This is a genomic window from Luteipulveratus flavus (assembly GCF_029439465.1).
GTDB classification, from domain to species: Bacteria; Actinomycetota; Actinomycetes; order Actinomycetales; family Dermatophilaceae; genus Luteipulveratus; species Luteipulveratus flavus.
Genome location: NZ_JAROAV010000023.1, coordinates 65,136 through 88,645, shown reverse-complemented (window position 1 = coordinate 88,645; position 23,510 = coordinate 65,136). Strand labels below are relative to the sequence as shown.

The window sequence follows — 23,510 nt, the reverse complement described above, 5'->3', positions numbered from 1 at the left end:
CTCCGCTCGTCTGCAGGCTAGACCCCGGAACGGGCCGTCGCGTGATATCAGCCGAATCGGTTCCGCTGGGGAATGCGGGTGGCTACATTCGCAAGGGAGCGCGTGGGCGCCACGACCGGGGAGGGACGTCATGGTCACAGCACGGGGCAGGTTTCTGCTGGCAGCAGTCGTCGGGACGGGCGTGATCGGGGGACCGCTGCTCATCGTCGGGCCGGCCGACGCGGCCGCGCCGGCCGGGACGGTCTATCTCGTCCAGGGCGTCGCCGGCACCAGCGCGTCCATGACGGTCGACGGGCAGGTCGTCGCCAAGGACGCCGCCGCCAAGTCGATCGTCGGACCGCTGCGGCTGGCACCCGGGGAGCACACCCTCGGCGTGACCGTGCCGGGGACGGCCGCGCCGATCACCGCCCGGATCCAGGTGCCGCGCACCGGCAGCCTCGACGCCATCGTGCACCGGCAGGTCGACCCGAAGGCCGCGCCGGTCGTCACCACGTACGCCAACGACGTGAGCGCCGTCGCGGGCGGCAGCAGCCGGCTCGTCGTGGCCCACACCGCCGCCGTCGGGCCGGCCGACGTGCGGGTCAAGGGCAAGGTGCTCTTCTCCAACATCGCCAACGGTGAGGCGCTGACGCTGACGGTGCCCGCCGGGACGTACCCGGTCGACATCGTGCCGGTCGCGACGACAGGCCCCGCGGTCCTCGGTCCGGTCGACCTGAAGGTGTCGGCGGGCAAGCTCACCCGGGTGTTCGCGATCGGGGTCGCGGCGACCGGCTCGATGGACGCCGTCGTGCAGGAGATCCCGGTCCCGACCCGCGGCTCCGGCAAGGCCCCCAGCCATGTCAACGCCGGCACCGGCGGCCAGGCCCAGGGGCTGATCGACGCCTCGCGTGACAACGGACGTACGCCCCAGATCGCCTGGTACGCGGGCGTTCTCGCGGTGGGAGGCGCCGCCTTCGCCGTACGGCGTCGGCGCGCGTCCCGCTGACTCCGCGGAGTACGACCATGGCTCGCCGGCGCGTCCGCGCGTACGCCGTCGGCCTCGCGCTGGCGATCACGCTGACCCCCGCGCTGACCGGCTGCGCGTCGGGCGGGTCGTCCGGCTCGCCCGCCGCGGGCCCGACGTCGACGAGCGCCACGACGACCGGCGGTGCCGCGCCGAGCCCGACGCCCACGCCGCGACGCAGCCTGTCGGTGTCGGTGCCGCAGGCCGCCCAGGAGCAGTCGTCGCCCGGCGCGCCGCAGGGCTCGACCGCGAGCGCGTCGGCGGCCCGCACCGCCCGGCCCGCCGCGAGCCAGCGGCTGACCTTCGTCCCGACGCACATCGTGCTGCGCGGCGCGCACGAGGCGACCATCGAGCAGGCGGACACCACATCCGCCGGCGACCTCGACCTCCCGACCCGGTCCGGCCAGGTCGGCTGGTGGCGCAGCGGCGCGCTCGCCGGCGAGGAGTTCGGCACGGTCGTGGTGGCCGGCCACATCGACACCCCGACCGGCGGCGTGGGCTTCTTCGCCGACCTGCTGCGCAGCAGGCCAGGTGACGAGATCCGCCTGGAGGGCGACGGCCTGGCGCAGCGCTATCGGGTCACCGCGGTGCACGACATCGTCAAGGCGAGCCTGTCCGGTCGGTCCGACACCTTCACCCAGTCGGGCCCTGGGCGGCTGGTGCTGATCACCTGCACCGGGACGTTCGACCACAGCACCGGCCACTACGACCAGAACCGGCTGGTCTTCGCCGACCCCGTCGGTCTCGCCACCCCGGTCCGCTAGACGAATCAGTCGGGGCGGGTCGAACGCGGGGGCACCGCGCCGATGGTCAGCAGCACGTTCGCGTAGTAGCGGTCGTCCCCGGTCGCGATGGTGAGCGCGTGGTCCACGCCCCGGCACGCGTCCCGGAAGGCCACCCGGGGCAGCACCTCGACCGGTACCTGCGGGCCGAGCATCGCGCCGTACTCGTGCGCGCACGGCGAGGCCGACCCGTCGTCCGGCGCCATCAACCGCGCTCGCTCGAACGGCGCCGCGCCGACGAGCGCGCTGAGCACCTGCGCGACGCTGACCAGCCCCGGCGAGAGGTTGAGCTGGACGACGGGCGCGGCCGGGTTCGTCCCCGTGCTGTGCGCGTAGTTCGCGTCGGCGACCAGGACCGTGCTGCCGTGACCGGCCGCCGCGAGCGCGGACAGGATCTGCGGGTGGATCAGGCTGAAGCGCAGCACGGGGCGGCTCCTCGTCGCGGGCCGCGCCCGCCTCGGGTCATCGACGGCGCCGGGGCCGCGCCTGCGAGAGCAGGCGCTGCACGACGACGACGAGCAGCAGGAAGGCGCCGCTGATGACGGACTGGTAGTTGCTGTCGAGCCCACCGATCTGGTTGATGACGTTCGAGATCACGTTGCGCAGCAGCACGCCGACGACCGTGCCGAGCACCGTGCCGGCGCCACCGCTGAGCAGCGTGCCGCCGATGACGACCGCGGCGATCGCGTCCAGCTCGACGCCGACGCCGATCACCGTCACGCCCGACTGCAGGTACGCCGCGGTGAGCGCGCCGGCGAACCCGGCCAGCAGGCCGCTGAGGGCGTACACCGTGACCTTGACCCGCACGACGGGCAGACCCATCAGCAGCGCCGACTGCTCGGCGCCCCCGGTCGCGAAGACCGACTCACCGAACCGGGTCCGTCGCAGCACGAGCCCGCCGATGAGGCACAGCACGATCGCGAACCACACCGGCAGCCCGAGCCCGAGGAAGGAGTCCCGGCCCAGCGACAGGAACGAGGAATCGGAGATCGTCCGGGTCTTGGAGCCCTCGCTGGTGATCGCCAGCAGCAACCCGCGGGCGAACAGCAACGACGCCAGCGTGACGATGAACGGGGGTAACCCGAGCCTGGCGACCAGTAGCCCGTTGACCAGGCCGATCGCGCCACACACCGCGAGCGGCAGCAGCAGCGCCATCAGGACGCCGGACTGCGCGCCGTACGCCGCGAGCACCCCGCCGAGCGCGTACACCGACCCGACGGACAGGTCGATCCCGCCGGTGATGATCACGAACGTCATGCCCAGCGCGATGATCGCCAGGAACGAGCTCTGCAGCGCGATGTCGCGCATGTTCTCGGTCGACCCGAACCGCGGCAGCGTGACCCACGAGATCGCGAGGACGAGGATCAGCGCGGCGGCCGCGCCCTGCCGCTGGAGCAGGCTGGCGAACAGCTGCTGGCGTACCTGCGGCGAGCTGGCCGGACCGGTCGGCTCAGCGGGCTCGGTCGGCGCGGGCGTGGCGCCGTCCACCGGGTCCGCGTCGGGGCGCGGGGTGGACCCCGACTCGGGGTCGGTGGCCGGGCTGGACGCCGGGGTGGGCGCGCTCATCGGGTCCCTCGCTCTCGGGCGACGTAGACCGCGAGGATGATCACCGCGGCCTGCACCATCTGCGCCGTGGAGTCGGGCAGGTCGTTCTTGATCAGGGTCGCGCGCAGCAGCTGCATCAGCAGCGCGCCGAAGATCGTGCCGAGGATGCGCACCTTGCCGCCGCTCAGCGGGGTGCCGCCGACGACGACCGCGGTGATCGCCGACAGCTCCATCAGCAGACCGGTGTTGGCCGGGTCGCCCGCCCCGAGACGCGCCGTCGCGAGCACGCCGGCGGCTGCGGCGAGGACCCCGCAGATGACGTACACGCCGACGAGGACGCGGCGTACGGGCAGGCCGGCGAGCGTGCTGGCGGTCCGGTTGTCACCGATCGCGACGAGCCGGCGGCCGAACGTCGTCCGCCCGACCAGCAACCAGATCAGCAGCGACAGGACGGCCGCGACGACGACCATGATCGGGATACCGAGGATCTCCCCGGACCCCAGCGTGAGCATGTCCGGGTCGCGGATGTCGACCAGCTGCCCGTGCGCGATGACCAGCGCGAGCCCTCGTCCGCCGACCAGCAGGGCCAACGTCGCGACGATGGGTTGGATGCCGATGTACGCGACGAGCACGCCGTTGAGCAGACCGACCGCCAGGCCGGCGACGAGCGCGGCGAGGATCGCCGGGACGACGCCGTACCCGAGGTAGAGCGGGACCAGCGCGGCGGACAGCGCCATCACCGACCCGACCGACAGGTCGACGCCCTCGGTGCCGATGACCAGCGCCATCCCGAGCGCCACGATGCAGATCGGGGCGGCCTGGACCAGCTGGGTGCGGAAGTTCGCGGCCGACAGGAAGTTGTCGGTGAACAGGATGTTGAAGACGAGCAGCGCGGCGACCGCCGCGAACACGCCGTAGTCCTGGAGCCACCGGGACACCGCGCCCTTGTCGAGCGAGCGTCCTCGGAGGGTGAGGTCGGTCATGCGCTGGCCTCCTGCTGGTCGCCGGCGATCGCGTCGAGGATGGCGTCCCGGGTGACCTCGTCACCGCTCAGCTCGCCGGCCACCTCGCCGTCGCGCAGGACGACGACGCGGTCCGAGCCGTCCACGAGCTCGTCCAGCTCGGAGGAGACGAGCAGGACGCCCAGGCCGTCGGAGGCGAGCTCGTCGATGAGCGCCTGCACCTCCGCCTTCGCGCCGATGTCGATGCCTCGGGTGGGTTCGTCCAGCAGCAGCACCTTGGGCTGCGTGCACAGCCAGCGCGCGAGCAGGACCTTCTGCTGGTTGCCGCCGGAGAGCTCGACGACCTTCTGGTCGGGGCTGGACGCCTTGATGCGCAGCCGCTCCATGAAGGTCTTCACGACCTCGTCCTGGCGCGTCCGGCTCACCACCCCGAACCGCGACAGCCGGGGCAGCGAGGCGAGCACGATGTTCTCGCGGATCGACAGGTGGGGGACGATGCCGTCGAGCTTGCGGTCCTCGGCGAGCATGCTGATGCCGGCGCGGGTGGCCGCGCCGACGTTGCCGGACGGCAGCTTCCGGCCGCCGAGGACGACCGTCCCGGAGTCCAGCGGGAGCGCGCCGAGGATCGCGCGGGCGGTCTCGCTGCGACCGGCGCCGAGCAGCCCGGCCAGGCCGACGACCTCGCCCGGGTGGATGTCGATCGAGACGTCGCGGACCTTGGGCGTGCTGACGAGGTTCTGCGCCTGGAGCACCGGCTCGCTGCGCCCCTCCTCCACGACGGCGTGGTCGGTGTCGCCGAACGTGGTCGACCCGTGCCGACGGATGTCGCTCACGTCGCGGCCGAGCATCATCGACACCAGCTCGATCCGGCGCAGGTCGGCGAGGTCGCCGGTGTGGACCAGCCGACCGTCGCGCAGCACGGTCACCCGGTCGCAGATCCGGTACAGCTCGTCCAGGCGGTGGCTGACGTACAGGATCGCGATGCCCTTGCGGTGCAACCGCTCGATGACCTCGAACAGCGTCTCGACCTCGCGCGGCTCCAGGGACGAGGTCGGCTCGTCCATGATCACGACCTGCGCGGCCCCCGCACCCTCGCCTGACATCGTGGTCTCGTTGGTGTGGACCGCCCGGGCGAGCGCCACCATCTGCTGCGCGCCGACGCCGAGGGAGCCCAGCGGCTGGCGTACGTCGCTGTGGATGCCGTACTCGCGCAGCAGCTCGGCGGCCTCGCGGTGCATCCGCGCCCGGTCGACCAGTCCGAACCGGGTGGGTTCGCGGCCGAGGAAGACGTTGGCCGCGATGCTGCGCAACGGGATGAGGTTGACCTCCTGGTAGATCGTGGAGATCCCCGCCCGCTGCGCGTCGACCGGCCGGCCGAACGACACCGGCTCGCCGCGGTGCCGCAGCTCGCCGCCGTCCAGCTGGTAGACGCCCGTCAGCACCTTGATCAGCGTGGACTTGCCGGCGCCGTTCTCGCCGACGAGCGCGTGCACCTCGCCCGGCCGCAGCTGGAACGACACGTCATCCAGCGCCAGGGTCCCGACGAACCGTTTCGTTCCTGCGACGGTCTCCAGGACGGGTGCGTGCTGCTCGCGCTGCTCCACCACGGCGGCTCCTCGTTGGTGCTCCCGGACGACCGCACGGGCCGTCCGGGAGCGTGGTCGGGACTCAGTAGGAGTTGTTGATCTTCTGCTTGGCGTTGTCCGGGGTGTACGCGTCGTCGGTGATGACGATGCTCGGCGGGACCGCCTTGCCGCCCTCGAACTGCTGCAGCGTCTGGAACGCCAGCGGGCCGAAGCGCGGGTTGGACTCGATCACGCCGTTGTACTTGCCGTCGACCAGCAGCTGGACGGCATTGTGGGTGCCGTCGATGGAGACGATCTTGACGTCCTTGCCAGGGTTCTTGCCGGCGGAGCGCAGCGCGTTGACGGCGCCCACGCCCATCTCGTCGTTCTCGGCGTAGACCGCGGTGATGTCCGGGTGGGACTGGATCAGCTGCTCCATGACCGACTGACCCTTGGCCCGCTCGAAGTCACCGGTCTGCTCGGCGACGATCTGCAGGCCCTGGCCCTGCGCCGCGAGCTGGTCCTTGAACCCCTTCGTCCGGTCGGTGGTGACGTTGTTGCCGGACGCGCCGAGCAGGATCGCGACCTTGCCCTTGCCGCCGGTCTCCTTGATCATCGCGTCGGCCGCACGCTTGCCCTGGTCGACGAAGTTGGAGCCGATGAAGGTGAGGAAGTCGGTGCACGGCTTCGAGGTGACCTTGCGGTCGACCGTGACGACCGGGACCTTCTTGGCCTTGGCGGCGTCGAGCGCCGGCTGCAGGCCGTCGGAGTTCAGCGGCGCCACGATGAGCAGCTGCACGCCCTGGGAGAGCAGCGACTTGATGTCGCTGATCTGCTTGTTGAGGTCGCTCTGGGCGTTGGTGGTGAGCAGGTTGCTCTTGGGGATGCCCAGCTTGGCGGCCTCGTCGCGGATCGACTTGGTCTCGGCGATCCGGAACGGGTTGCCCTCCTTCTCCGACTGGGAGAAGCCGACCTTCGCGGTCTTCAGGTCGACCTTCGGGTAGCCGGTCGTGGCGATGGTGCAGCCGGCCTCGGCCATGCCGGTGCCGCTGGTCATGCCGCTGCTGGAGCTGCTGGACGCCGAGGCGGCCGGGGCCGAGGACGTCGCAGCCGCGGCCGCGGAGCCGCCCCCGGTACCGGAGGAGCTGGAGTCGGACTCGCTCTTGGAGCACGCGGACAGGGTGCAGGCGAGCGCGACGACGGCGGACGCTGCGACAGTGCGCAGGCCCGCAGAACGAGGCGGGGTGGTGGTGCCGAGCATGTGCACTCCTTGGGACACGAGGTGGATGCCCGAGCGCGTGACATGCTGTGACGCAGGCCACACGCTCGGGCCTCGCCCTGTTTTACATCGTTGGCACGACGTTGTAAAGCAATCGGGAACGTTGTTACGCTGCCGCGACATCAGGGGTCCTTCGGGGGCCACCGCGCGTCGCCCCGGCTCGGGGCGCCCGCCCGAGCAGGAGGAGCCGATGACGGCCACGCTCAAGGACGTCGCCGAGCTGGCCGGCGTCTCGGTCAAGACGGTGTCGAACGTCGTCAACGGGTACGCGTTCGTGCGCGCCGAGAACCGGCTCAAGGTCGAGGCCGCTCTCGCCCAGACCGGCTACCGCCCCAACATCGGGGCTCGCAACCTGCGCCGCGGTCGTACCGGGTTCCTCGCCCTCGTCGTCCCCGACCTCGGCATCCCCTACTTCGGCGAGCTCGCCGGCCTGGTCATCACCGCGGCGCAGAGCAGCGGCTGGAACGTGCTCATCGAGCAGACGCAGGGCGAGCGCGACCGCGAGCTGGAGAGCCTCGGCTCGCTCGGCCCGCACTTCGTCGACGGCGCCATCGTGAGCCCGGAGGCCCTGGTCGCCGAGGACGTCGGTCAGGTGCCGGCCGGGTTCCCGGTGGTGCTCCTCGGTGAGCAGACCGCCGGCTTCGACCTGGACCGCGTCGGGATCGACAACGTCGCGGCCGCCCGCGCCGCCACGCAGCACCTGATCGATCTCGGCCGCACCCGCATCGCGATGATCGGTGACAACCCCCGCCGCGCCACCGCCCAGCTGCGGCTCCAGGGGTACCGGCAGGCGCTGACCGAGGCCGGCCTGCCCGTCCTGGACGACCTGGTCGCTCCTGCCGACAGCTTCCACCGCCGCGACGGCGTCCTCGCGATGCGCGGGCTGCTCGACCGGCTGGACGGGGAGCGGCCCGACGCGGTCTTCTGCTGCAACGACCTGCTGGCCGTGGGCGCCCTGCACGAGGCGGTCGTGTCCGGGCTGCGCGTGCCGGAGGACATCGCCGTGGTGGGCTTCGACGGCTCGGACGAGGCCCGCTACAGCCTTCCGCCGCTGAGCACCGTCGCGCCGGACAAGGGCGCCATCGCGACCAGTGCCGTACGGCTGATCAGTGAGCGCGTCAGCCGGCGGGACGGCGCCGGGTACGAGGACGTCCAGGCGCCGTTCGTCCTGGAGACCCGCCAGAGCACCACCGGCATCACCGAACGCTGACCCCCCGGCTCGCCCGCTGGTTAGCCGGCGAGCCGCTGGGCGAGCCGTGCCGAAACCCCGTACGGCGAGCAGTCGAGTCTCCCTGCTGCTCACCGGGTTTCGACTCGGCCCTCCGCTAACGCTCCGGGCCGGCTCAACCAGCGGAGGTGCCGGCTCAACCAGCGGAGGTGCCGGCTCGACCGGCGGGGATTCCGCCGGTCGAGTAGGGGCGAACGAAGTGATGCCCCGTATCGAGACCACCGCCACCGCGAACGCCCGGTCTCCCCACGACTCACCAGGTCTCGATACGGGCCTCCGCACGCTCCGGCCCTACTCGACCGGCGGGGGGGTGGGTGGGTGGGTCAGTAGGCGACGCCGAGGCGCTTCCGGCGGTACCTCGGCGTCTCGATCTCGTCGACGATCGCCGCGGCCAGGTCGGCGCCCGAGACGTACGAGCGTCCGTTCTCGTCGACCAGCAGCACGTCACCGCCCACGCGGTACTTCCCGGTGGCCTCGCCCGGGTCCCAGGCGCCGAACTCCGCGGCCGGGCTCACCAGGAACCAGTCCACCTCCGGCGGAGACGCCTCCAGGTCCTGCAACGCGGTCAGTCCGGTGCGCGCCTCGCCCTTGGCCTGCTCGGGGAACTCCGGGGTGTCGATCAGCCGCGGCCCGCCCTCGGCGACGTACAGCGAGCCGGCGCCGCCGAGCACGCCCAGCCGGACACCGGTCCGCCGGGCCACCTCGATGAGCGACCGGACGACGTCCTCGAGCTTTCCCTCCAGGTCGCCGCGCGGCGAGAGGGTGTCGAGCACGACGTCGGTGTCGGCGAACACCTCCTCCAGCGCCTGCGGTTGCTGCAGCACGTCGACGGTCCGGTAGCTCACGCCGTCGACCTTCTCCTGCGGCTCGTTCCTGCTGTACGAGGTCACCTGGTGACCGCGCGAGGCGGCCTCGCGGACGACGTGGCCACCGGCGTACCCGGTGCCGCCGAGCACGGTGATGCGAGTCATGCGTCCTCCTCGGATCGGTTCCTACGGTCGATGCGGGGGCGCTCAGCCGCGGTAGCCCTCGACGGTGCCGGGGTCGCGCACCGTCGCGTCGGAGGCGTCCTCGCCGAACTCGCGCCGGGCCCGGCGCTGCCGCAGCAGGTCCCAGCACTGGTCCAGCTCGACCTCGATGCTCTTCAGTCGCTTGCGCTCGTCCTGAGCCGAGATCTCGCCGGCGCCACGTTCGTCACGCAGCCCGTGCTCCTCGGCGATGAGGTCCTTGATGTGCTGCTGGATGTCGATGTCCTGCGCCATCTGCTCACTATCGCCCGCAGGCCGTCGGCCTGACAACGCCCGCCGGGTGGAGACTACGGAGGACGAGACGAACGATCGGAGAGGCAGCTGCCATGGCCGAGTCGAGAGCCACCGCGAACATCGGCGTCGTCGGGCTGGCGGTGATGGGGTCCAACCTCGCCCGCAACCTCGCCTCCCGCGAGGGCAACACCGTCGCCGTCCACAACCGGACACAGGCCCGCACCGACGACCTGCTGCGCGAGCACGGCGACCTGGGCTTCGTCGGGTCGGAGTCGATGGACGAGTTCGTCGCGTCCCTCCGTACGCCGCGGACCGCGATCGTGATGGTCCAGGCCGGCCCGGGCACCGACGCGGTGATCGACCAGCTGGCCGAGCGGTTCGAGCCGGGCGACATCATCGTGGACGGCGGCAACGCCAACTTCCAGGACACCATCGCTCGCGAGAAAGCGTTGCGGGACAAGGGAATTCACTTCGTCGGCACCGGCATCTCCGGCGGCGAGGAGGGCGCGCTGAACGGTCCGTCGATCATGCCCGGCGGCTCGGACGAGTCGTGGGAGACGCTGCGCCCGATCCTGGAGTCGATCGCGGCGGTCGCCGAGGGCGAGCCGTGCGTCACCCACGTCGGCCACGACGGCGCCGGGCACTTCGTGAAGATGGTCCACAACGGCATCGAGTACGCCGACATGCAGCTGATCTCCGAGGCGTACGACCTGCTGCGGCGCGCCGGCGGCCACAGCACCGAGGAGCTCGTCCAGGTCTTCCAGCAGTGGAACGAGGGCGACCTGGAGTCCTACCTCATCGAGATCACGGCCGAGGTCCTCGGCCACACCGACGCCGACACGGGCAAGCCGCTCGTCGACGCCATCCTCGACCACGCCGGTTCCAAGGGCACCGGCGTCTGGACGGTCCAGAACGCCGTCGGCCTCGGCGTCCCCGTCTCCGGCATCGGTGAGGCGGTCTTCGCGCGCGCGGTCTCCTCGAAGGCCGACCAGCGCGACGCCGTCCGCCGGTCGACGACCAACCGACCGGAGCCCCCGCCCGTACCCGAGACGTTCGAGGACGACGTCCGCGCCGCGCTGTACGCCTCCAAGGTCGTCGCGTACGCCCAGGGGTTCGACCTGATCCGGGCCGGTGCCGCCGAGTTCGACTGGGACATCGACCTGTCCGCGATGGCGCGCATCTGGCGGGGCGGCTGCATCATCCGGGCCCGCTTCCTCAACCGCATCGCCGAGGCGTACGAGAAGAACCCGGACCTGGTGACCCTGCTGGCGGACCCGTACTTCGCGCAGGTCGTCGCGGACGGTGACGCGGCCTGGCGCCGCATCGTCGGGCTGGCGGCGGCGTCGGCGATCCCGGCGCCGGGGTTCTCCTCCGCCCTGGCGTACTACGACTCGCTGGCCTCGGAACGGCTGCCCGCGGCGCTGATCCAGGCGCAGCGCGACTTCTTCGGCGCGCACACCTACCAGCGGGTCGACCGTGAGGGGACGTTCCACACGCTGTGGTCCGGCGACCGTTCCGAGCAGCGTCTCTGACGGGACCGGGCGATGCGGTTCGGGGAGCTGCGGCCGAGGGCGCGCAACGCGCTGCGCCGGCTGGTGTGGCGGGTCTGGCCGTCCGCGCCGGCCACCTGGTCGGAGGTGCCGCGGCGGCTGCGTCCCGAGGCGCTCGGCGTCGCCCGGCTCACCTCCGCGGCGGTCATCTCCTACGTCATCGCCGACTGGATCTCGCCGGGCATCCTGGACCTGACCGCCCCGCTGACCGCCCTGCTGGTCGTGCAGGCCTCCACGGTGAGCACCCTGCTGATGGCGCTGGTCCGGGTGGGAGCGGTGCTCACCGGCGTGCTCGTGGCCGTCGGCATCACCACCTGGATCGGCCTGTCCTGGTGGAGCCTGGCCATCGTCGTCGCGACGTCCCTCGTGCTCGCCAAGCTGTTCCGCCTGGGACCGCAGTCGCTGGAGACGGCCATCAGCGCGATGCTGATCCTCGCCGTCTCCAGCGGGACCGGGCTCGCCGCCGAGGTCCGCGTCGTCAACACGTTGGTCGGTGCGCTGGTCGGGATCGCGTTCAGCCTGCTCTTCCCGGTGCAGATCCCGAACACCACCGCGCGGGACGCGGTCGCCCGCGTCCCGCGGGAGCTCGCCGCGCTGCTGAACGAGGTCGCCCAGACGGTCGGCGACCGACCTCCGCACCCCGAGGAGGCCCGGGCCTGGCTGGACTGGGTCAACAGCACCGGCCGGGAGCTGAGCGAGGCCACCCAGGAGGTCGACACCATCCAGGAGCGGCGCCGGCTCAACCCGCGGGCCCTGGCCGCCACCACCATCCACCCCGAGCTGCGCGACTCCCTGGCCCGGCTGGACCGGTGCCTGTCCGCCGAGCGAGCCTTAGTCGTCATGGTCGGGCAGCAGGTCGCCGAGGCCGAGGACGACGAGCGCCGGGAACGGGCGGGTGAGCTGGCGAAGGCGTTCGCGGTCGTCCTGGACGACATCGCCGGCGGCCTGCGCGCGTTCGGTGACCGCATCGGCGCGGACCTGATCGAGTCCGCCGACGAGGCCCGCGAACGGATGCTCGACGTGGTCGAGGAGTCGCGCGCCGTGCTCGCCGAGCTGGCGATGATCGACGTGGACCCGCGCCGCGACCGTGACGTGTGGATGCTGCAGGCGTCGGTGCTGGCCGCCTTGGACCAGATCCTGCGCCAGCTCGACCTGGACCACCCGGTCGAGACCACCGCGGCGTGGACGACCAGGCACGGACTGGACGAGCTGGTGGCCAAGAGCCTGCGGCCGCTGCGCCCGGGCAAGCCGATCCGCCCGCACGGCTCGCGGCGGGTCTGACCGCGGCGGCCGGACCCTCCCCTCGACCGGGCTCCGCGCGTACGGTGCCGGTATGAGCGATGTCGCCGTGGTGACGGGTACCTCCTCGGGCATGGGGCTGCACACCGCCGTCGCGCTGGCCCGTCGCGGGCTCACGGTCGTGGCGACCATGCGTGATCCGGGCCGGGCCGACCGGCTGCGGGCGGCTGCGGACGAGGCGGGCGTAACGCTGGACGTTCGTGCCCTCGACGTCACCGACCACGCCGCCGCGACCGCGTGCATCCAGCAGGTCCGCGCCGACCACGGGCAGATCGACGTGCTGGTCAACAACGCCGGGCGCGGCATGGTCGGGACGGCCGAGCAGCTCACCGCGTCGGACGTGCGCGACCAGCTCGAGGTGAACTACCTGGGCCCGGTCAACCTGACCCGCGCGGTGCTTCCCGGCATGCGCGAGGCAGGCCGCGGGCGGATCCTGACGGTGACGAGCGTCGGCGGATCGGTCGGCCAGCCGTTCGCCGACGCGTACTGCGGGTCGAAGTTCGCCGTCGAGGGATTCATGCAGTCCCTCGCGGTCGTGGCGCACCCGTTCGGCGTGTGGGTCAGCGTCGTCGAACCCGCCGCGGTCGCCAGCGACTTCGTGACCAACGGGGCCCGGATCGAGCCCGGACCGTACGCGGACCAGCTGGAGGCGTACCTCGCGCGGACCGAGCAGGCGTTCGCCGCCGCGCAGCCCGCCGCCGACGCCGCGCGGGCGATCGCGGAGGCGGCGACCGCACCGGAGTACCGGTTCCGCTGGCACACCTCCGACGGCGCGCGGTCGTTCGCCGGTCTGTCGCTGGCCGACCTGGACGGCAGCCGGGTGCTCGGCGCGACGAGCGGCTGGATCAGCCGGTCCTGACGGACGACCGCGTCAGGCGGGTTCGACGGCTCGTTCGCGCAGCCACTCCTCGTACGTCTGCGTGCCGACCCGCCAGGGGTTCTCCGACAGCAGCGCGCCCTCCCGCATCGCCCGGGCACCGGCGCCCGGGAGCCGCAGGCCGTACGCCCGGGTCGGCAGACCGCGGACGGCGACGAGCTGCTGCACCATGTCCGCCAGGTCGTGCTCGCCCGGACCGGTGAGCTCCAGGTGCTCGGCGTGGGGCGTGTCGGCGGCGAGCTCGACGAGCGCGGTGGCCACCTCGGTGGCGGCGACCGGAGCCGACCTCCCGCGCGGGACGAGCGCCAGTCGCCCGAGGACGAACCGCTCCAGCAGCTGCTCGGCGAACTCGTGGAACTGGGTCGCGCGCAGGATCGTGTACGGGCGGCCGGACTCGCGCACGAGCCGCTCCTGGGCGAGCTTGCCCTCGTAGTAGCCGTACTGCACGCGGTCGGCGCCGACGATCGACAGCACGACGTGGTGGCCGACGCCGGCCGCGCGCTCGGCGTCGAGCAGCGTGCGCGTGGTGGTCTCGAAGAAGGACACCGCGGCCCGCCGGCGCGTGGTGACGACGCTGAGGCAGTCGATGACCGCGTCGGCCCCCGCCAGCCGGTCGGCGAGCCCGTCCCCGGTGGTCAGGTCGACCCCGTCGGTGCGTGACAGGCGGACGACCTCGTGCCCGGTCCGCGTCAGCTGGTGGACGACGTGCGCGCCGACCTTCCCGGTGGCTCCGGCGACGGCGACTCTCATGGTGTACCTCCGGTGATGTCTCGAAGTGCTTTCGGCAGGTGAGACCACCAGAGGGCGATGGGGTGTGACATCCCGCGTCCGGGGGAGGCCGGGTGAGAGCGGCCGGTCGCCAACGTCCCACGGGGCTCGCTGGTCCGGGAGGATGGCGTGACGTAGGTCACGTCACGCCCGCATGAATCAGGGGATTTCATGAAGAAGCTCTTCACCAGCCTGGCAGCGACCGCCCTCGTCGGCGGGAGTCTGGTCGGCGCCACCACGGCCCAGGCGGCGACATCCGCCGCCCCGGTCACGACCCAACGAGCCACGCCGCAGGGCTACCAGCCGCCTCCCGTCACCTGGGAGAAGTGCACGAACCCACGACTCGACGCCGCCGGTGCACAGTGCGGCTTCGTCACCGTGCCGCTGGACTACGGCAACCCCGGCGGCACCACGATCAAGCTCGCCGTCAGCCGCATCAAGCACAAGACCAGCGACGATAAGGCTCAGGGCCCGATGCTGGTCAACCCGGGCGGTCCCGGTGGTTCCGGACTGACCCTGTCCCGGCTGGGGGCGTTCGTCCCCAACGGCGGCGGCGACCCGTACGACTGGATCGGGTTCGACCCGCGCGGCGTCGGCTCCAGCCAGCCCTCGTTGGCCTGCGACGGCAACTACTTCGGGTACAACCGTCCCGACTACCGCCCGTTCCGGGCCGACACCGAGAAGGTGTGGCTGGCCAAGGCGAAGGGCTACTCCGACGCCTGCGCGAAGTCCCCGGGCGCCGTCCTGCTGCCGCACCTGAAGACGACCGACTCGGTCCAGGACATGGACAGCATCCGCAAGGCGCTGGGTGCTCCGAAGATCAACTTCTACGGGTTCAGCTACGGCACCTACCTCGGCCAGGTGTACTCCACGCTCTTCCCGAACCGCGTCGGCCGGATGGTGCTCGACGGGGTCGTGAACCCCAAGGACGTCTGGTACAAGGCCAACCTCAACCAGGACGTCGCGTTCGACAAGAACATCGGCATCTTCTTCGACTGGGTGGCTCGCCACGACGCGACCTACCACCTCGGCACCAGTGGTGACGCGATCAAGAAGAAGTACTACCGGGTCCTCAACCAGCTCGCGAAGTCGCCGGCCCTGGGCATCATCGGTCCGGACGAGTGGACCGACGCCTTCCTCAACGCCGGCTACTACGTCTACGGCTGGGAGGAGGACGCCCAGGCGCTCGCCGCGGCGTTCAACGGCGACTTCGCCCCGACCAAGGAGCTGTACGACGGCGCCAACGGCTCAGGCCCCGGCTCCGACAACGGCTACGCGGTCTACCTCGGCGTCCAGTGCACCGACGTGCAGTGGCCGACGTCATGGAACAAGTGGCGTGCCGACAACTGGCGCACCTACAACCGCGCGCCGTTCGAGACGTGGGCCAACGCCTGGTTCAATGCGCCTTGCCTGACCTGGCACGCGAAGCCCGCGAAGAAGGCGGTCGACGTCAAGGGACGGACCATCCCGCCGATCCTGCTGATCGCCGAGACCCACGACGCGGCGACGCCGTTCGCGGGCGCGCTCGAGGTGCGCAAGCGTTTCCCGAACGCCCGACTCGTCGAGGGTGTCGGCGGTACGACGCACTCGGGTTCGCTGTCGGGTGTTGCCTGCACGGACACCACCATCGCGACCTACCTGCTGACCGGCCAGGTGCCGCGGCGGTCCGCCAAGCAGAACGTGTCGGACGTGAAGTGCAACCCCGTCCCGGCTCCGGACCCGGCGCCGACCACGTCGCTGCGCAAGAGCGCGGCTGCGACGGGTGGTGACCGGCTGCCCGCCGACCTGCGAGCGGCGATCACCGGCACTGCGACGCGCTAGCTCCACGCACCACGAAGGCCCGGCTCCCGCGAGGGAACCGGGCCTTCGTACCGGTGGAGGCGAGGGGACTCGAACCCCTAACCCCCTGCTTGCAAAGCAGGTGCGCTACCAATTGCGCCACGCCCCCCGAACGCCCACGGCCGAAACGGCTCGCGGGCGCCAGGTGTGCTGCCGGGCGGTGGCCCGGAGGTGACGGTGAGGGTCAGCTCGCCGTCGAGGTGTTGCCGCTGATGACCTTCTCGCCCGGCTTGTCGCTGGCCTGCGCCCACAGCTCCTTGCCGGTCTTGCGCTGCTTGATCTTCGTGTTGGCGAAAGCAGCGGCGCCAGCCGCCGCGAGCACCAGAAGGGCCTTCTTCATCTCAGGACTCCTCGTCACTGCGATTGTGCGGACTGGCGGTGGTGGTGGGCCTAACTGGACTTGAACCAGTGACCTCTGTCTTATCAGGACAGCGCTCTAACCGACTGAGCTATAGGCCCCTACACCGTCAGGCGCCGCTCGGCCGAAGCCGGACGGCGCGCGAGGCCAGACTTTACCCCACGTCCCGCTGTCCGGCCAAAGCGTGACCGCCAGGCAGCCACCCGGGGGCCGCCGACCGGAACGCCTCGGGGTCCAGGGTGCCCGATCCGGCCGGCACCACCCCGAGCAACGGCACGCCGGCACGGGTGCGGAGGTGGTCGAGGTTGGCGAGCTCGATCGCCGACGGGACTGGACCCAGCGAGCCGACGACGACACCGGCCACCGTGAGGTCGCGGCGGTGCAGCGCCTCGAGGGTCAGCATCGTGTGGTTCAGCGTGCCGAGCCCGGATCGGGCGACCACGACCACGGACGCGGCCGACCCCGCGGAGGCCAGCGCGGCCGTGAGGTCGGCAAGGGTACGGCCGTGCTCGTCCAGCTCGACCAGCAGGCCGCCGGCCCCCTCGACGAGCACCGTGTCCGCCGCAGCCGCGTACCGCCGTACGGCGGCGACGTGCTCCTCGAGCGCGGGCAATGGCCGTCCCTCCAGGGTCGCGGCCTGCACCGGCGCCATCGGTTCACGCAGCCGGACCCCGTCGTACGCCGGTACGCCGGTCGCGCCGCGGACGAACGGCATGTCGCCGTCCTCGTCGTCCACGACACCGGTCTGGACCGGCTTGTACGCGACCACCCGTTCCCCGGCGGCGGTGAGAGCCGCGGCCAGGGCCGCCGTCGCGACCGTCTTGCCGACCTCGGTGTCGGTACCGGTCACCACCAGCACCCGTCCGGGGCGCGTCATCGATCCGCCCCGCCCGACGCGTCCGGCTGCTCCGGCCGACTGCGCGCGTCGTGCAACTTTTCAGCGTTGGAACCAGCAGGACACGCGCACTCGGCCAAGGAGTGGGGGCGCAGATGCTCGGCCAGCCGAGCGGCGGCCTCGTCGATCTGGTCGTCGGTCAGCGTGGCGCGAGCGGTGAGCCGCAGCCGGGAGATGCCGTCCGGCACCGACGGCGGCCGGAAGCAGCCCACGTCGATCCCGTCCTCCACGAGACGCGCGGCGACCTCGGCCGCGACGGCGGCGGACGGCATCGGCACCGACTGGACGGCTCCGGTGGACGGCCGCATCGCCTCGAGGGCCGGGATGCCCCGGCCGTGCTCGCGCAGCCGCTCGCACAGTCGGCTCGCCACCAGCGCGACGCCGGCGGCCAGCGTCGGGTCCGCGGCGACGAGGCGGGCGGCGCGACCGGCTGCGGCAGCGGCGACCGGTGCGAGCCCCGTGTCGAAGATGAACGGCCGCGCGGTGTTGACCAGGTGCTCACGCAGCCGCGCCGGCCCGAGGACGGCACCACCCTGCGCGCCGAGCGCCTTGGACAGCGTGGCGGTGACGACGACGTACGGGTCGCCGGCGAGCCCGCTCTCGTGGACCAGGCCTCGCCCCTCACCGACCACGCCGATGCCGTGCGCCTCGTCCACGAGGAGCAACGCGTCGTACGCGCGGCACGCGTCGGCGAGCTCCCGCAGAGGTGCGGCGTCGCCGAGCACCGAGTACACCGACTCGACCAGCAGCACGGCGCGCGGCTGGGTCCGGTCGCGGAGCAGGGCGGTCGCCGCGTCGACGTCCTGGTGCGGGAAGACCGCCACCGTCCCGCGCGCGAGGCGGGCCGCGTCGATGAGGGAGGCGTGCACGTGCTGGTCGGAGACGATCAACGTGTCGGCGTCGGCCAGTGCGGTGACGGCAGCGAGGTTGGCGAGGTATCCCGATGACAGCAGCAGTGCGGACTCCTGGCCGGTCAGCGCGGTCAGGGCGCGCTCGGCGTCCGCGTGCTCGTCGTGCGTGCCGCGGGCCACCCGGGAGGCGCGGGCCCCCGTGCCCGCCCGGATGAGGGCCGTCCGCCCGGCACCGACGACCTGCCGGTCCCGGGACAGTCCGAGGTAGTCGTTGCTGGCCAGGTCGATGCGGACCGGACGCGCCGCCGGGTCGGCGCTGCGGATCAGGCCGGTGCGCTCCCGCTCCGCCGCGAGCTCGGCGACCCGTCCGTACACCGACGGCGCCGGACCCCCGGTCGTCATCCGTGGACCTCCTCGACGGCGGCGACCATCGCGCCGGTGATGTGGGCGATGTCGTCGGCCGAGCAGACGTACGGGGGCATCGTGTAGACGAGGTTGCGGAACGGGCGTACCCACACGCCGTGCTCGATCGCCGCGCGGGTCACCTCGACCACCCGCACCGGCTCGTGCAGCGCGATCACGCCGACGCCGCCGAGCACCCGTACCTCGTCGACCGACGAAAGCCGTTCAGCAGCAACCAGATCGGTAAGCCCGACCTCGAGCCGCCGGACGTCGTCCTGCCAGCCGCGCTCGAGCAGCAGGTCCACGCTCGCGGCGGCCACCGCGCAGGCGAGCGGGTTGCCCATGAACGTCGGCCCGTGCAGGATCGCACCCATCTCGCTGCGCTCGACCGTCTCCGCGACGTGCGTGGTGCACAGCATCGCGGCCAGCGTGAGGTACCCGCCGGTGAGCGCCTTGCCGACGCAGAGGATGTCCGGCAGAGCGTCGGCGCCGCACCACTCCGTCGCGAACAGCGTTCCCGTACGGCCGAATCCGGTCGCGATCTCGTCGAAGATCAGCAGCATCTCGTGCGCGTCGGCGATCTCGCGCAGCACGCGCAGGCAGTCGGCGGGGTAGGGGTACATGCCGCCGGCGCCCTGGAGGACCGGCTCGACGATGATCGCCGCGCACTCACCGGCACGCCGCTCGGCGAGGTCGGTCATCGCGGCCGCCCACGCGCGGACCTCCTCTGACGACTCACGCGTCAGCGAGCCCACCTCGTCGGCCGAGCGCGCGATCGGCGGCCGCGGTCCGAAGACCTGCGGCGCCAGCAGCCCGGGGAACGTCGCGTGCATCCCGTCCACCGGGTCGCACACGCTCATCGCCGCGAACGTGTCGCCGTGGTACCCGCCCCGCACCGTGAGGAACCGCTGCCGCTCCGGGCGCCCGGTCGCCACCTGGTACTGCAGCGCGAGCTTGAGCGCGACCTCGACCGACACCGAGCCCGAGTCGGCGAGGAAGACGTGGTCGAGCCCGTCCGGGGTCAGTGCGACCAGCCGCTCGGCGAGGGCGACGGCCGGCTCGTGGGTGAGCCCGCCGAACATCGCGTGGCTGAACCGCTCCAGCTGACCGCGCGCGGCGGCGTCCAGGGCGGGGTTGCGGTAGCCGTGCACCACCGACCACCACGAGCTCATGGCGTCCAGGACCGGGCGACGTACGCCGTCGGAGTCAGCGAGGTGGAGCCGCGGGCCATCCGCGCCGACGACCTCGTACGGCAGCGCGCCGTGCAACGGGGCGTACGGATGCCACAGCAACCCCCGGTCGCGCGCGATCACCGACTGCAGGACGGGTGTGGTCGCTGTCACGCCGGAGATTCTGCCCCAACTCCTGAACGCTGTTCAATTCCTCGCCAGCAGCGCCAGCAGCTGCAGCAGCCGGGCGGCCTCGTCGCGCAGCGCGTCGCGTCCGGGCCCGAGGTACCGGCGGGTGTCGACCAGCCGCTCGTCGGCCGCCAGCGCGCTCCGCACCGCGTCGGTGAAGACCGCGTTCAGGTGGGTGGCGACGTTGATCTTGGTCAACCCGGCCCGCAGGCCGCGCACGATTTCCGCGTCGGGGACGCCGGACGAGCCGTGCAGGACCAGCGGCACCGGGACGGCGGCGCGCAGCCGGGCGATCAGCTCCAGGTCGAGCGAGGCGCTGCGCTCGGTCATCGCGTGCGACGAACCCACCGCGACCGCGAGCGCGTCCACCCCGGTGTCGGCCACGAACGCCGCTGCGTCGTCCGGGTCGGTGCGGGCACCCGGCGCGTGGACGCCGTCCTTGCCGCCGACCTCCCCGAGCTCGGCCTCGACGGAGACGCCGGCCCGGTGGCAGCGCGACACGACCTCGGCGGTGAGGTCGCGATTCTGCGCGTCCGGCATCGTCGAGCCGTCGAACATCACCGAGGTGAGCCCGAGGTCGATCGCCTGCCTCACCAGCTCGGGGTCGGTCGCGTGGTCCAGGTGCACCACGCAGGTGGCGGTCGACGCCTCGGCCAGCGCGCGCGTCGCGGTGCCGATGCCGACCAGCGACCCGTGGTAGCGCACGGCGTTCTCGCTGATCTGGAGCACGACGGACAGCCCGGTCCGCTCGGCCGCCGCGACGAGACCGTGGGCGTGCTCGAGCTGGATGACGTTGAACGCCCCGACGCCGCGACCGTCGGCGCGCGCCCGCATCAGGACCGCGTCCAGGGATGCAAGGGTCATGCCTCTCCTCCGAGGGCCGAGACGGTGAGGTCGTGGACGGCGGCGCGGTCGACCATTCCCGCCACGGGTGCCAGCACGGCGGCGGACGACCAGCCGACGACCGTCCGGACGAGGTCAGGCCACGGCTGCTCGAGGAGGCCCGCGGCGAGGGCAGCCACGGCGGCGTCACCTGCACCGGTCGGGTTGCCCTGCAACGGTTCTCGCGGGCGAGCGGCGTACGAGGCACCGTCGGGCGTGACGACGAGCACGCCGTCTCGGCCGCGGGAGACGACGACCGTACGCGCCCCGAGACCTTGCAGCTCGCGCGCGCCGGCCGCGGGGTCGTCGGTGCCGGTGACCTCGGCGAGCTCGTGCTGGTTCGGCTTGACCACGTCCGGGCCGGCGGCGACCGCGGCCAGCAGCGGCGGCCCGCTGGTGTCGACGATGCAGGGCACACCGGCGGAGCGCGCCTCCGCGACCAGGTCGGCGTACGCGTCCTCCGGCGCCCCGCGCGGCAGGCTGCCTGAGGCGACGAGCACCTCGACGGGCTCGCGCAGGACCGTCCGGACCCGCGCCGCCACCTCGTCCCACTCGTGCGCCGACAGCCGGCCCGGCTCGTTGAGGACGGTCGCGGTGGAGTCCGCCTCGACGACGGTGACCGTACGGCGGGTGGGTGGCTCGACGTCGGTCAGCGCGGTCAGGACGCCGCGGTCGCGCAGGTCGTGGCGCAGCTCGGCGCCGGTCGTCCCACCGCAGGGTCCGAGGACCGTCGCCGCGTAACCCAGCTGGGTCAGGACCGAGGCGACGTTGACGCCTTTGCCGCCCGCGCGCTGCACGACCTGCTGTACCCGGTGCGAGCGGCCAGGCGTCAGCCTGTCGAGCGTGTAGGTCACGTCCAGCGCGGGGTTCGGGGTGACAGTGACGATCATGCGGCGTCCCAGGCGAGCACGGCGGCTCCGAGACAGCCGGCCTGGTCCAGCAGCCGGGAGGCGACGATCTGCGGACGACGGCCGAGCGTCATGCGCTGCTCCACCGCGCGGCGCAGCGGCACCAGCAGCAGGTCCCCGCTGAGCACCAGCCCGCCGCCGACGATGACCCGGTCGATCCCGGTGGCGGTCAGGGTCGTGCACAGGACGGCGGCCAGCGCGTCGACGGCGGTGTGCCAGACCTCGTCCGCGGTCTCGTCGCCGTCGCGGACGAGCGCCGCCACATCCGCCGCGTCGACCGGGCGACCGGTGCGCTCGGCGTACCGGCGCGCCACCGCGGACGCCGAGGCGATGGTCTCGAGGCAACCGCGTGCCCCGCACGGGCACGGGTGGCCGTCCGGGTCGACGACGGCGTGGCCGATCTCCCCTGCCCAGCCCCCGGCCCGCAGCACCCGGCCGTCGACCATCAGCGCCGCGGCGATGCCCGTCCCGACGGGGACGAACAGCACGTTCGCGGCACCCGCGGCGGCGCCGACCCGCTGCTCGGCGAGCAGGCCGGCCCGGACGTCGTGCCCGACCGCGCACGGCAGCCCGAACGCCGCGGTCAGCTCGTCGCCCAGCGGCTGGTCCCGCCAGCCGAGGTTGACCGACAGGATGCCCGTCCCGGTGGCGTCGTCGACGAGTCCGGGCACGGCGAGGCCAGCCCCGACGACCGTCGTGCCCGCGGCCCGCGCGCGCAGCGTGTCGAGCACCGGACGCAGGGCGGCACCGGCATCGACGGCGATGTCGGCCGGTGTCGGCACGGTGACGGTCGCGATCACGTCCAGGTCGCGGTCGACCAGGGCGGCCTTGACCCGCGTCCCGCCCACGTCGAACGCAGCGACCACGGGCCGCGCTCCGACGTCAGCCACCGGTGGCGTCCAGGATCACCGACCGGGTCAGGTGGCGCGGCCGGTCGGGGTCCAGCCCCAGCGCGGCCGCCCGCGCCAGGCACAGGCGGTGGACGCGGACCAGCTCGGCGAGCGCGTCGACCGGGCGGTGCTCCAGCCGGGCACCGGTGGCCGCGACGTCGGCGGCGAGACCGGCCGGGGCGTCCCCGAGCACCCAGACCGCGCGTCCGGTGGTCGCGATGCTGATCGGGCCGTGCCGGTACTCCATCGCCGAGTACGACTCGGTCCAGGACTGAGTCGACTCCCGCAGCTTCAGTGCCGCCTCGTGGGCCGGCCCGATGGTCCACCCGGTGCCGAGGAAGGTGATCTGCTCCAGGCCCACCAGGGGAGCGACCGCCGTGGACTCGTCCTCGGCGAGGACCGCCCGGGCCTGCTCGATCGCCGGCCGGAGGTCGTCGCCGACGGAGGCGCGCAGCAGCGCCAGCACGGAGGTTGCGAACCGGGTCTGGACGACGGACCGCTCGTCCATGTCCGGCAGGACGACGGCGTGGTCGACGAGGTCCAGGAGGGGAGTCTCGGGGGTCGCGACGACGGCGTACGTCGGCGTCCGCCCGCGCAGCGCCTCCGCCACCGCGATGACCTCGGTCGTGGTGCCGGACCGCGAGATGTGCAGCACCGCGTCGTACGGGCGGTCGAGGGGCAGCTCGGTGGCGGTGAAGGCGTCGGTCTCGCCGTGACCGCGCTCCTCGCGCTGGGAGGCGTACGCCTGCGCGACGAACCATGAGGTCCCGCAGCCGACGACGGCCAACCGGGCGCCGCGCGGTGGCAGGCGGTCGGCGAGCCCAGGGGCCCTGGCCGCGGCGTCGGCCCACAGGTCCGGCTGGCTGGCGACCTCGACCGCGAGGTGGGAGGAAGCGCTCTGCTCCGACATGGCCACCAACCTAACGACGGCGGCGCTGCCGCGCGGCGTGCCCGGACAGGCGAACGGCCCGGTGACCACTGGAGGTCACCGGGCCGTCGTACGGCTG

Annotated in this window: 23 protein-coding genes and 2 tRNA genes; 7 read left to right on the top strand and 18 right to left on the bottom strand. The window is 72.6% G+C overall.

The window, feature by feature from the left end; all coding sequences use genetic code 11:
* Nucleotides 1-130: 130 nt before the first annotated feature.
* Together P4R38_RS06625 and P4R38_RS06620 are read left to right on the top strand one after the other, a co-directional pair.
* Nucleotides 131-985 (top strand): DUF4397 domain-containing protein, encoded by an 855-nt coding sequence (locus P4R38_RS06625; protein ID WP_277191535.1) that lies wholly within the window; start codon nucleotides 131-133, stop codon nucleotides 983-985.
* 17 nt (nucleotides 986-1,002) lie between these two features.
* The gene (locus tag P4R38_RS06620; RefSeq protein WP_277191534.1) at nucleotides 1,003-1,767 is read left to right on the top strand and encodes a class F sortase; all 765 of its coding nucleotides are present in this window, start codon (nucleotides 1,003-1,005) and stop codon (nucleotides 1,765-1,767) included.
* A gap of 5 nt (nucleotides 1,768-1,772) precedes the next feature.
* Here P4R38_RS06620 and P4R38_RS06615 read toward each other — a convergent pair whose 3' ends face one another.
* The 5 genes from P4R38_RS06615 to P4R38_RS06595 form a co-directional block, all read right to left on the bottom strand.
* Nucleotides 1,773-2,210, bottom strand: a complete 438-nt coding sequence (locus tag P4R38_RS06615) for an RbsD/FucU domain-containing protein (RefSeq protein WP_275237887.1) — start codon at nucleotides 2,208-2,210, stop codon at nucleotides 1,773-1,775.
* 37 nt (nucleotides 2,211-2,247) lie between these two features.
* On the bottom strand, nucleotides 2,248-3,351 hold the full coding sequence (locus P4R38_RS06610) for an ABC transporter permease subunit (RefSeq protein ID WP_275237886.1): 1,104 nt from the start codon (nucleotides 3,349-3,351) through the stop codon (nucleotides 2,248-2,250).
* Nucleotides 3,348-4,313, bottom strand: a complete 966-nt coding sequence (locus P4R38_RS06605) for an ABC transporter permease (protein ID WP_277191533.1) — start codon at nucleotides 4,311-4,313, stop codon at nucleotides 3,348-3,350. The genes P4R38_RS06610 and P4R38_RS06605 overlap by 4 nt, the downstream gene beginning before the upstream one ends.
* Nucleotides 4,310-5,899 carry a sugar ABC transporter ATP-binding protein gene (locus tag P4R38_RS06600; protein WP_277191532.1) on the bottom strand — a complete coding sequence of 530 codons (1,590 nt, stop codon included), beginning with the start codon at nucleotides 5,897-5,899 and terminating at the stop codon, nucleotides 4,310-4,312. The genes P4R38_RS06605 and P4R38_RS06600 overlap by 4 nt, the downstream gene beginning before the upstream one ends.
* Nucleotides 5,900-5,960: 61 nt before the next feature.
* Nucleotides 5,961-7,118 carry an ABC transporter substrate-binding protein gene (locus P4R38_RS06595; protein WP_277191531.1) on the bottom strand — a complete coding sequence of 386 codons (1,158 nt, stop codon included), beginning with the start codon at nucleotides 7,116-7,118 and terminating at the stop codon, nucleotides 5,961-5,963.
* A 208-nt stretch (nucleotides 7,119-7,326) separates the two neighbouring features.
* On the opposite strand from P4R38_RS06595, the gene P4R38_RS06590 reads away from it, so the two are divergent.
* Nucleotides 7,327-8,346 carry a LacI family DNA-binding transcriptional regulator gene (locus P4R38_RS06590; protein ID WP_277191530.1) on the top strand — a complete coding sequence of 340 codons (1,020 nt, stop codon included), beginning with the start codon at nucleotides 7,327-7,329 and terminating at the stop codon, nucleotides 8,344-8,346.
* Nucleotides 8,347-8,687: 341 nt separating this feature from the next.
* On the opposite strand, the gene P4R38_RS06585 is transcribed toward P4R38_RS06590, so the two are convergent.
* A complete protein-coding gene (locus P4R38_RS06585; RefSeq protein ID WP_277191529.1) occupies nucleotides 8,688-9,335 on the bottom strand; it encodes an NAD(P)-dependent oxidoreductase in 648 nt (215 codons plus the stop codon).
* Nucleotides 9,336-9,377: 42 nt separating this feature from the next.
* A complete protein-coding gene (locus P4R38_RS06580) occupies nucleotides 9,378-9,626 on the bottom strand; it encodes a DUF2630 family protein (RefSeq protein WP_277191528.1) in 249 nt (82 codons plus the stop codon).
* 92 nt (nucleotides 9,627-9,718) lie between these two features.
* On the opposite strand from P4R38_RS06580, the gene gndA reads away from it, so the two are divergent.
* The 3 genes from gndA to P4R38_RS06565 are packed head-to-tail and all read left to right on the top strand — an operon-like array spanning nucleotide 9,719 to nucleotide 13,334.
* Entirely contained in the window at nucleotides 9,719-11,158 is a 1,440-nt protein-coding gene (gene gndA, locus P4R38_RS06575; RefSeq protein WP_277191527.1) for an NADP-dependent phosphogluconate dehydrogenase, read from the top strand.
* A gap of 12 nt (nucleotides 11,159-11,170) precedes the next feature.
* Nucleotides 11,171-12,457, top strand: coding sequence for an FUSC family protein (locus P4R38_RS06570; RefSeq protein WP_277191526.1), 1,287 nt, complete (start codon nucleotides 11,171-11,173; stop codon nucleotides 12,455-12,457).
* A gap of 52 nt (nucleotides 12,458-12,509) precedes the next feature.
* Nucleotides 12,510-13,334, top strand: coding sequence for an SDR family oxidoreductase (locus tag P4R38_RS06565; RefSeq protein ID WP_277191525.1), 825 nt, complete (start codon nucleotides 12,510-12,512; stop codon nucleotides 13,332-13,334).
* Between the two features lie 12 nt (nucleotides 13,335-13,346).
* Here the strand turns inward: P4R38_RS06565 and P4R38_RS06560 are convergent, their stop codons facing one another.
* Complete coding sequence (locus P4R38_RS06560) at nucleotides 13,347-14,102, bottom strand: SDR family oxidoreductase (protein ID WP_277191524.1); 756 nt, start codon at nucleotides 14,100-14,102, stop codon at nucleotides 13,347-13,349.
* Between the two features lie 189 nt (nucleotides 14,103-14,291).
* Between P4R38_RS06560 and P4R38_RS06555 the strand changes: the two genes are divergently transcribed.
* Nucleotides 14,292-15,941, top strand: coding sequence for an alpha/beta hydrolase (locus tag P4R38_RS06555; protein WP_277191523.1), 1,650 nt, complete (start codon nucleotides 14,292-14,294; stop codon nucleotides 15,939-15,941).
* Nucleotides 15,942-15,995: 54 nt separating this feature from the next.
* Here the strand turns inward: P4R38_RS06555 and P4R38_RS06550 are convergent.
* From P4R38_RS06550 to P4R38_RS06505, 10 genes are all read right to left on the bottom strand, one after another.
* Nucleotides 15,996-16,068 (bottom strand) — tRNA-Ala (locus P4R38_RS06550).
* Between the two features lie 75 nt (nucleotides 16,069-16,143).
* Nucleotides 16,144-16,299, bottom strand: a complete 156-nt coding sequence (locus tag P4R38_RS06545; protein WP_275237872.1) for a DLW-39 family protein — start codon at nucleotides 16,297-16,299, stop codon at nucleotides 16,144-16,146.
* A 42-nt stretch (nucleotides 16,300-16,341) separates the two neighbouring features.
* Nucleotides 16,342-16,418, bottom strand: a tRNA-Ile gene (locus P4R38_RS06540).
* Between the two features lie 53 nt (nucleotides 16,419-16,471).
* Nucleotides 16,472-17,194, bottom strand: coding sequence for a dethiobiotin synthase (gene bioD, locus P4R38_RS06535; RefSeq protein WP_277191522.1), 723 nt, complete (start codon nucleotides 17,192-17,194; stop codon nucleotides 16,472-16,474).
* A complete protein-coding gene (locus tag P4R38_RS06530) occupies nucleotides 17,191-18,465 on the bottom strand; it encodes an 8-amino-7-oxononanoate synthase (protein ID WP_277191521.1) in 1,275 nt (424 codons plus the stop codon). The genes bioD and P4R38_RS06530 overlap by 4 nt, the downstream gene beginning before the upstream one ends.
* Entirely contained in the window at nucleotides 18,462-19,817 is a 1,356-nt protein-coding gene (bioA, locus tag P4R38_RS06525; RefSeq protein WP_409201244.1) for an adenosylmethionine--8-amino-7-oxononanoate transaminase, read from the bottom strand. Before bioA ends, P4R38_RS06530 begins: the two co-directional genes overlap by 4 nt.
* A 24-nt stretch (nucleotides 19,818-19,841) precedes the next feature.
* Nucleotides 19,842-20,687 carry a class II fructose-bisphosphate aldolase gene (locus P4R38_RS06520; protein WP_277191519.1) on the bottom strand — a complete coding sequence of 282 codons (846 nt, stop codon included), beginning with the start codon at nucleotides 20,685-20,687 and terminating at the stop codon, nucleotides 19,842-19,844.
* On the bottom strand, nucleotides 20,684-21,595 hold the full coding sequence (locus P4R38_RS06515; protein WP_277191518.1) for a 1-phosphofructokinase family hexose kinase: 912 nt from the start codon (nucleotides 21,593-21,595) through the stop codon (nucleotides 20,684-20,686). The genes P4R38_RS06520 and P4R38_RS06515 overlap by 4 nt, the downstream gene beginning before the upstream one ends.
* Nucleotides 21,592-22,503, bottom strand: a complete 912-nt coding sequence (locus P4R38_RS06510; protein ID WP_277191517.1) for an ROK family protein — start codon at nucleotides 22,501-22,503, stop codon at nucleotides 21,592-21,594. The genes P4R38_RS06515 and P4R38_RS06510 overlap by 4 nt, the downstream gene beginning before the upstream one ends.
* Complete coding sequence (locus P4R38_RS06505) at nucleotides 22,496-23,413, bottom strand: SIS domain-containing protein (RefSeq protein ID WP_277191516.1); 918 nt, start codon at nucleotides 23,411-23,413, stop codon at nucleotides 22,496-22,498. Before P4R38_RS06505 ends, P4R38_RS06510 begins: the two co-directional genes overlap by 8 nt.
* Nucleotides 23,414-23,510 lie beyond the last annotated feature (97 nt).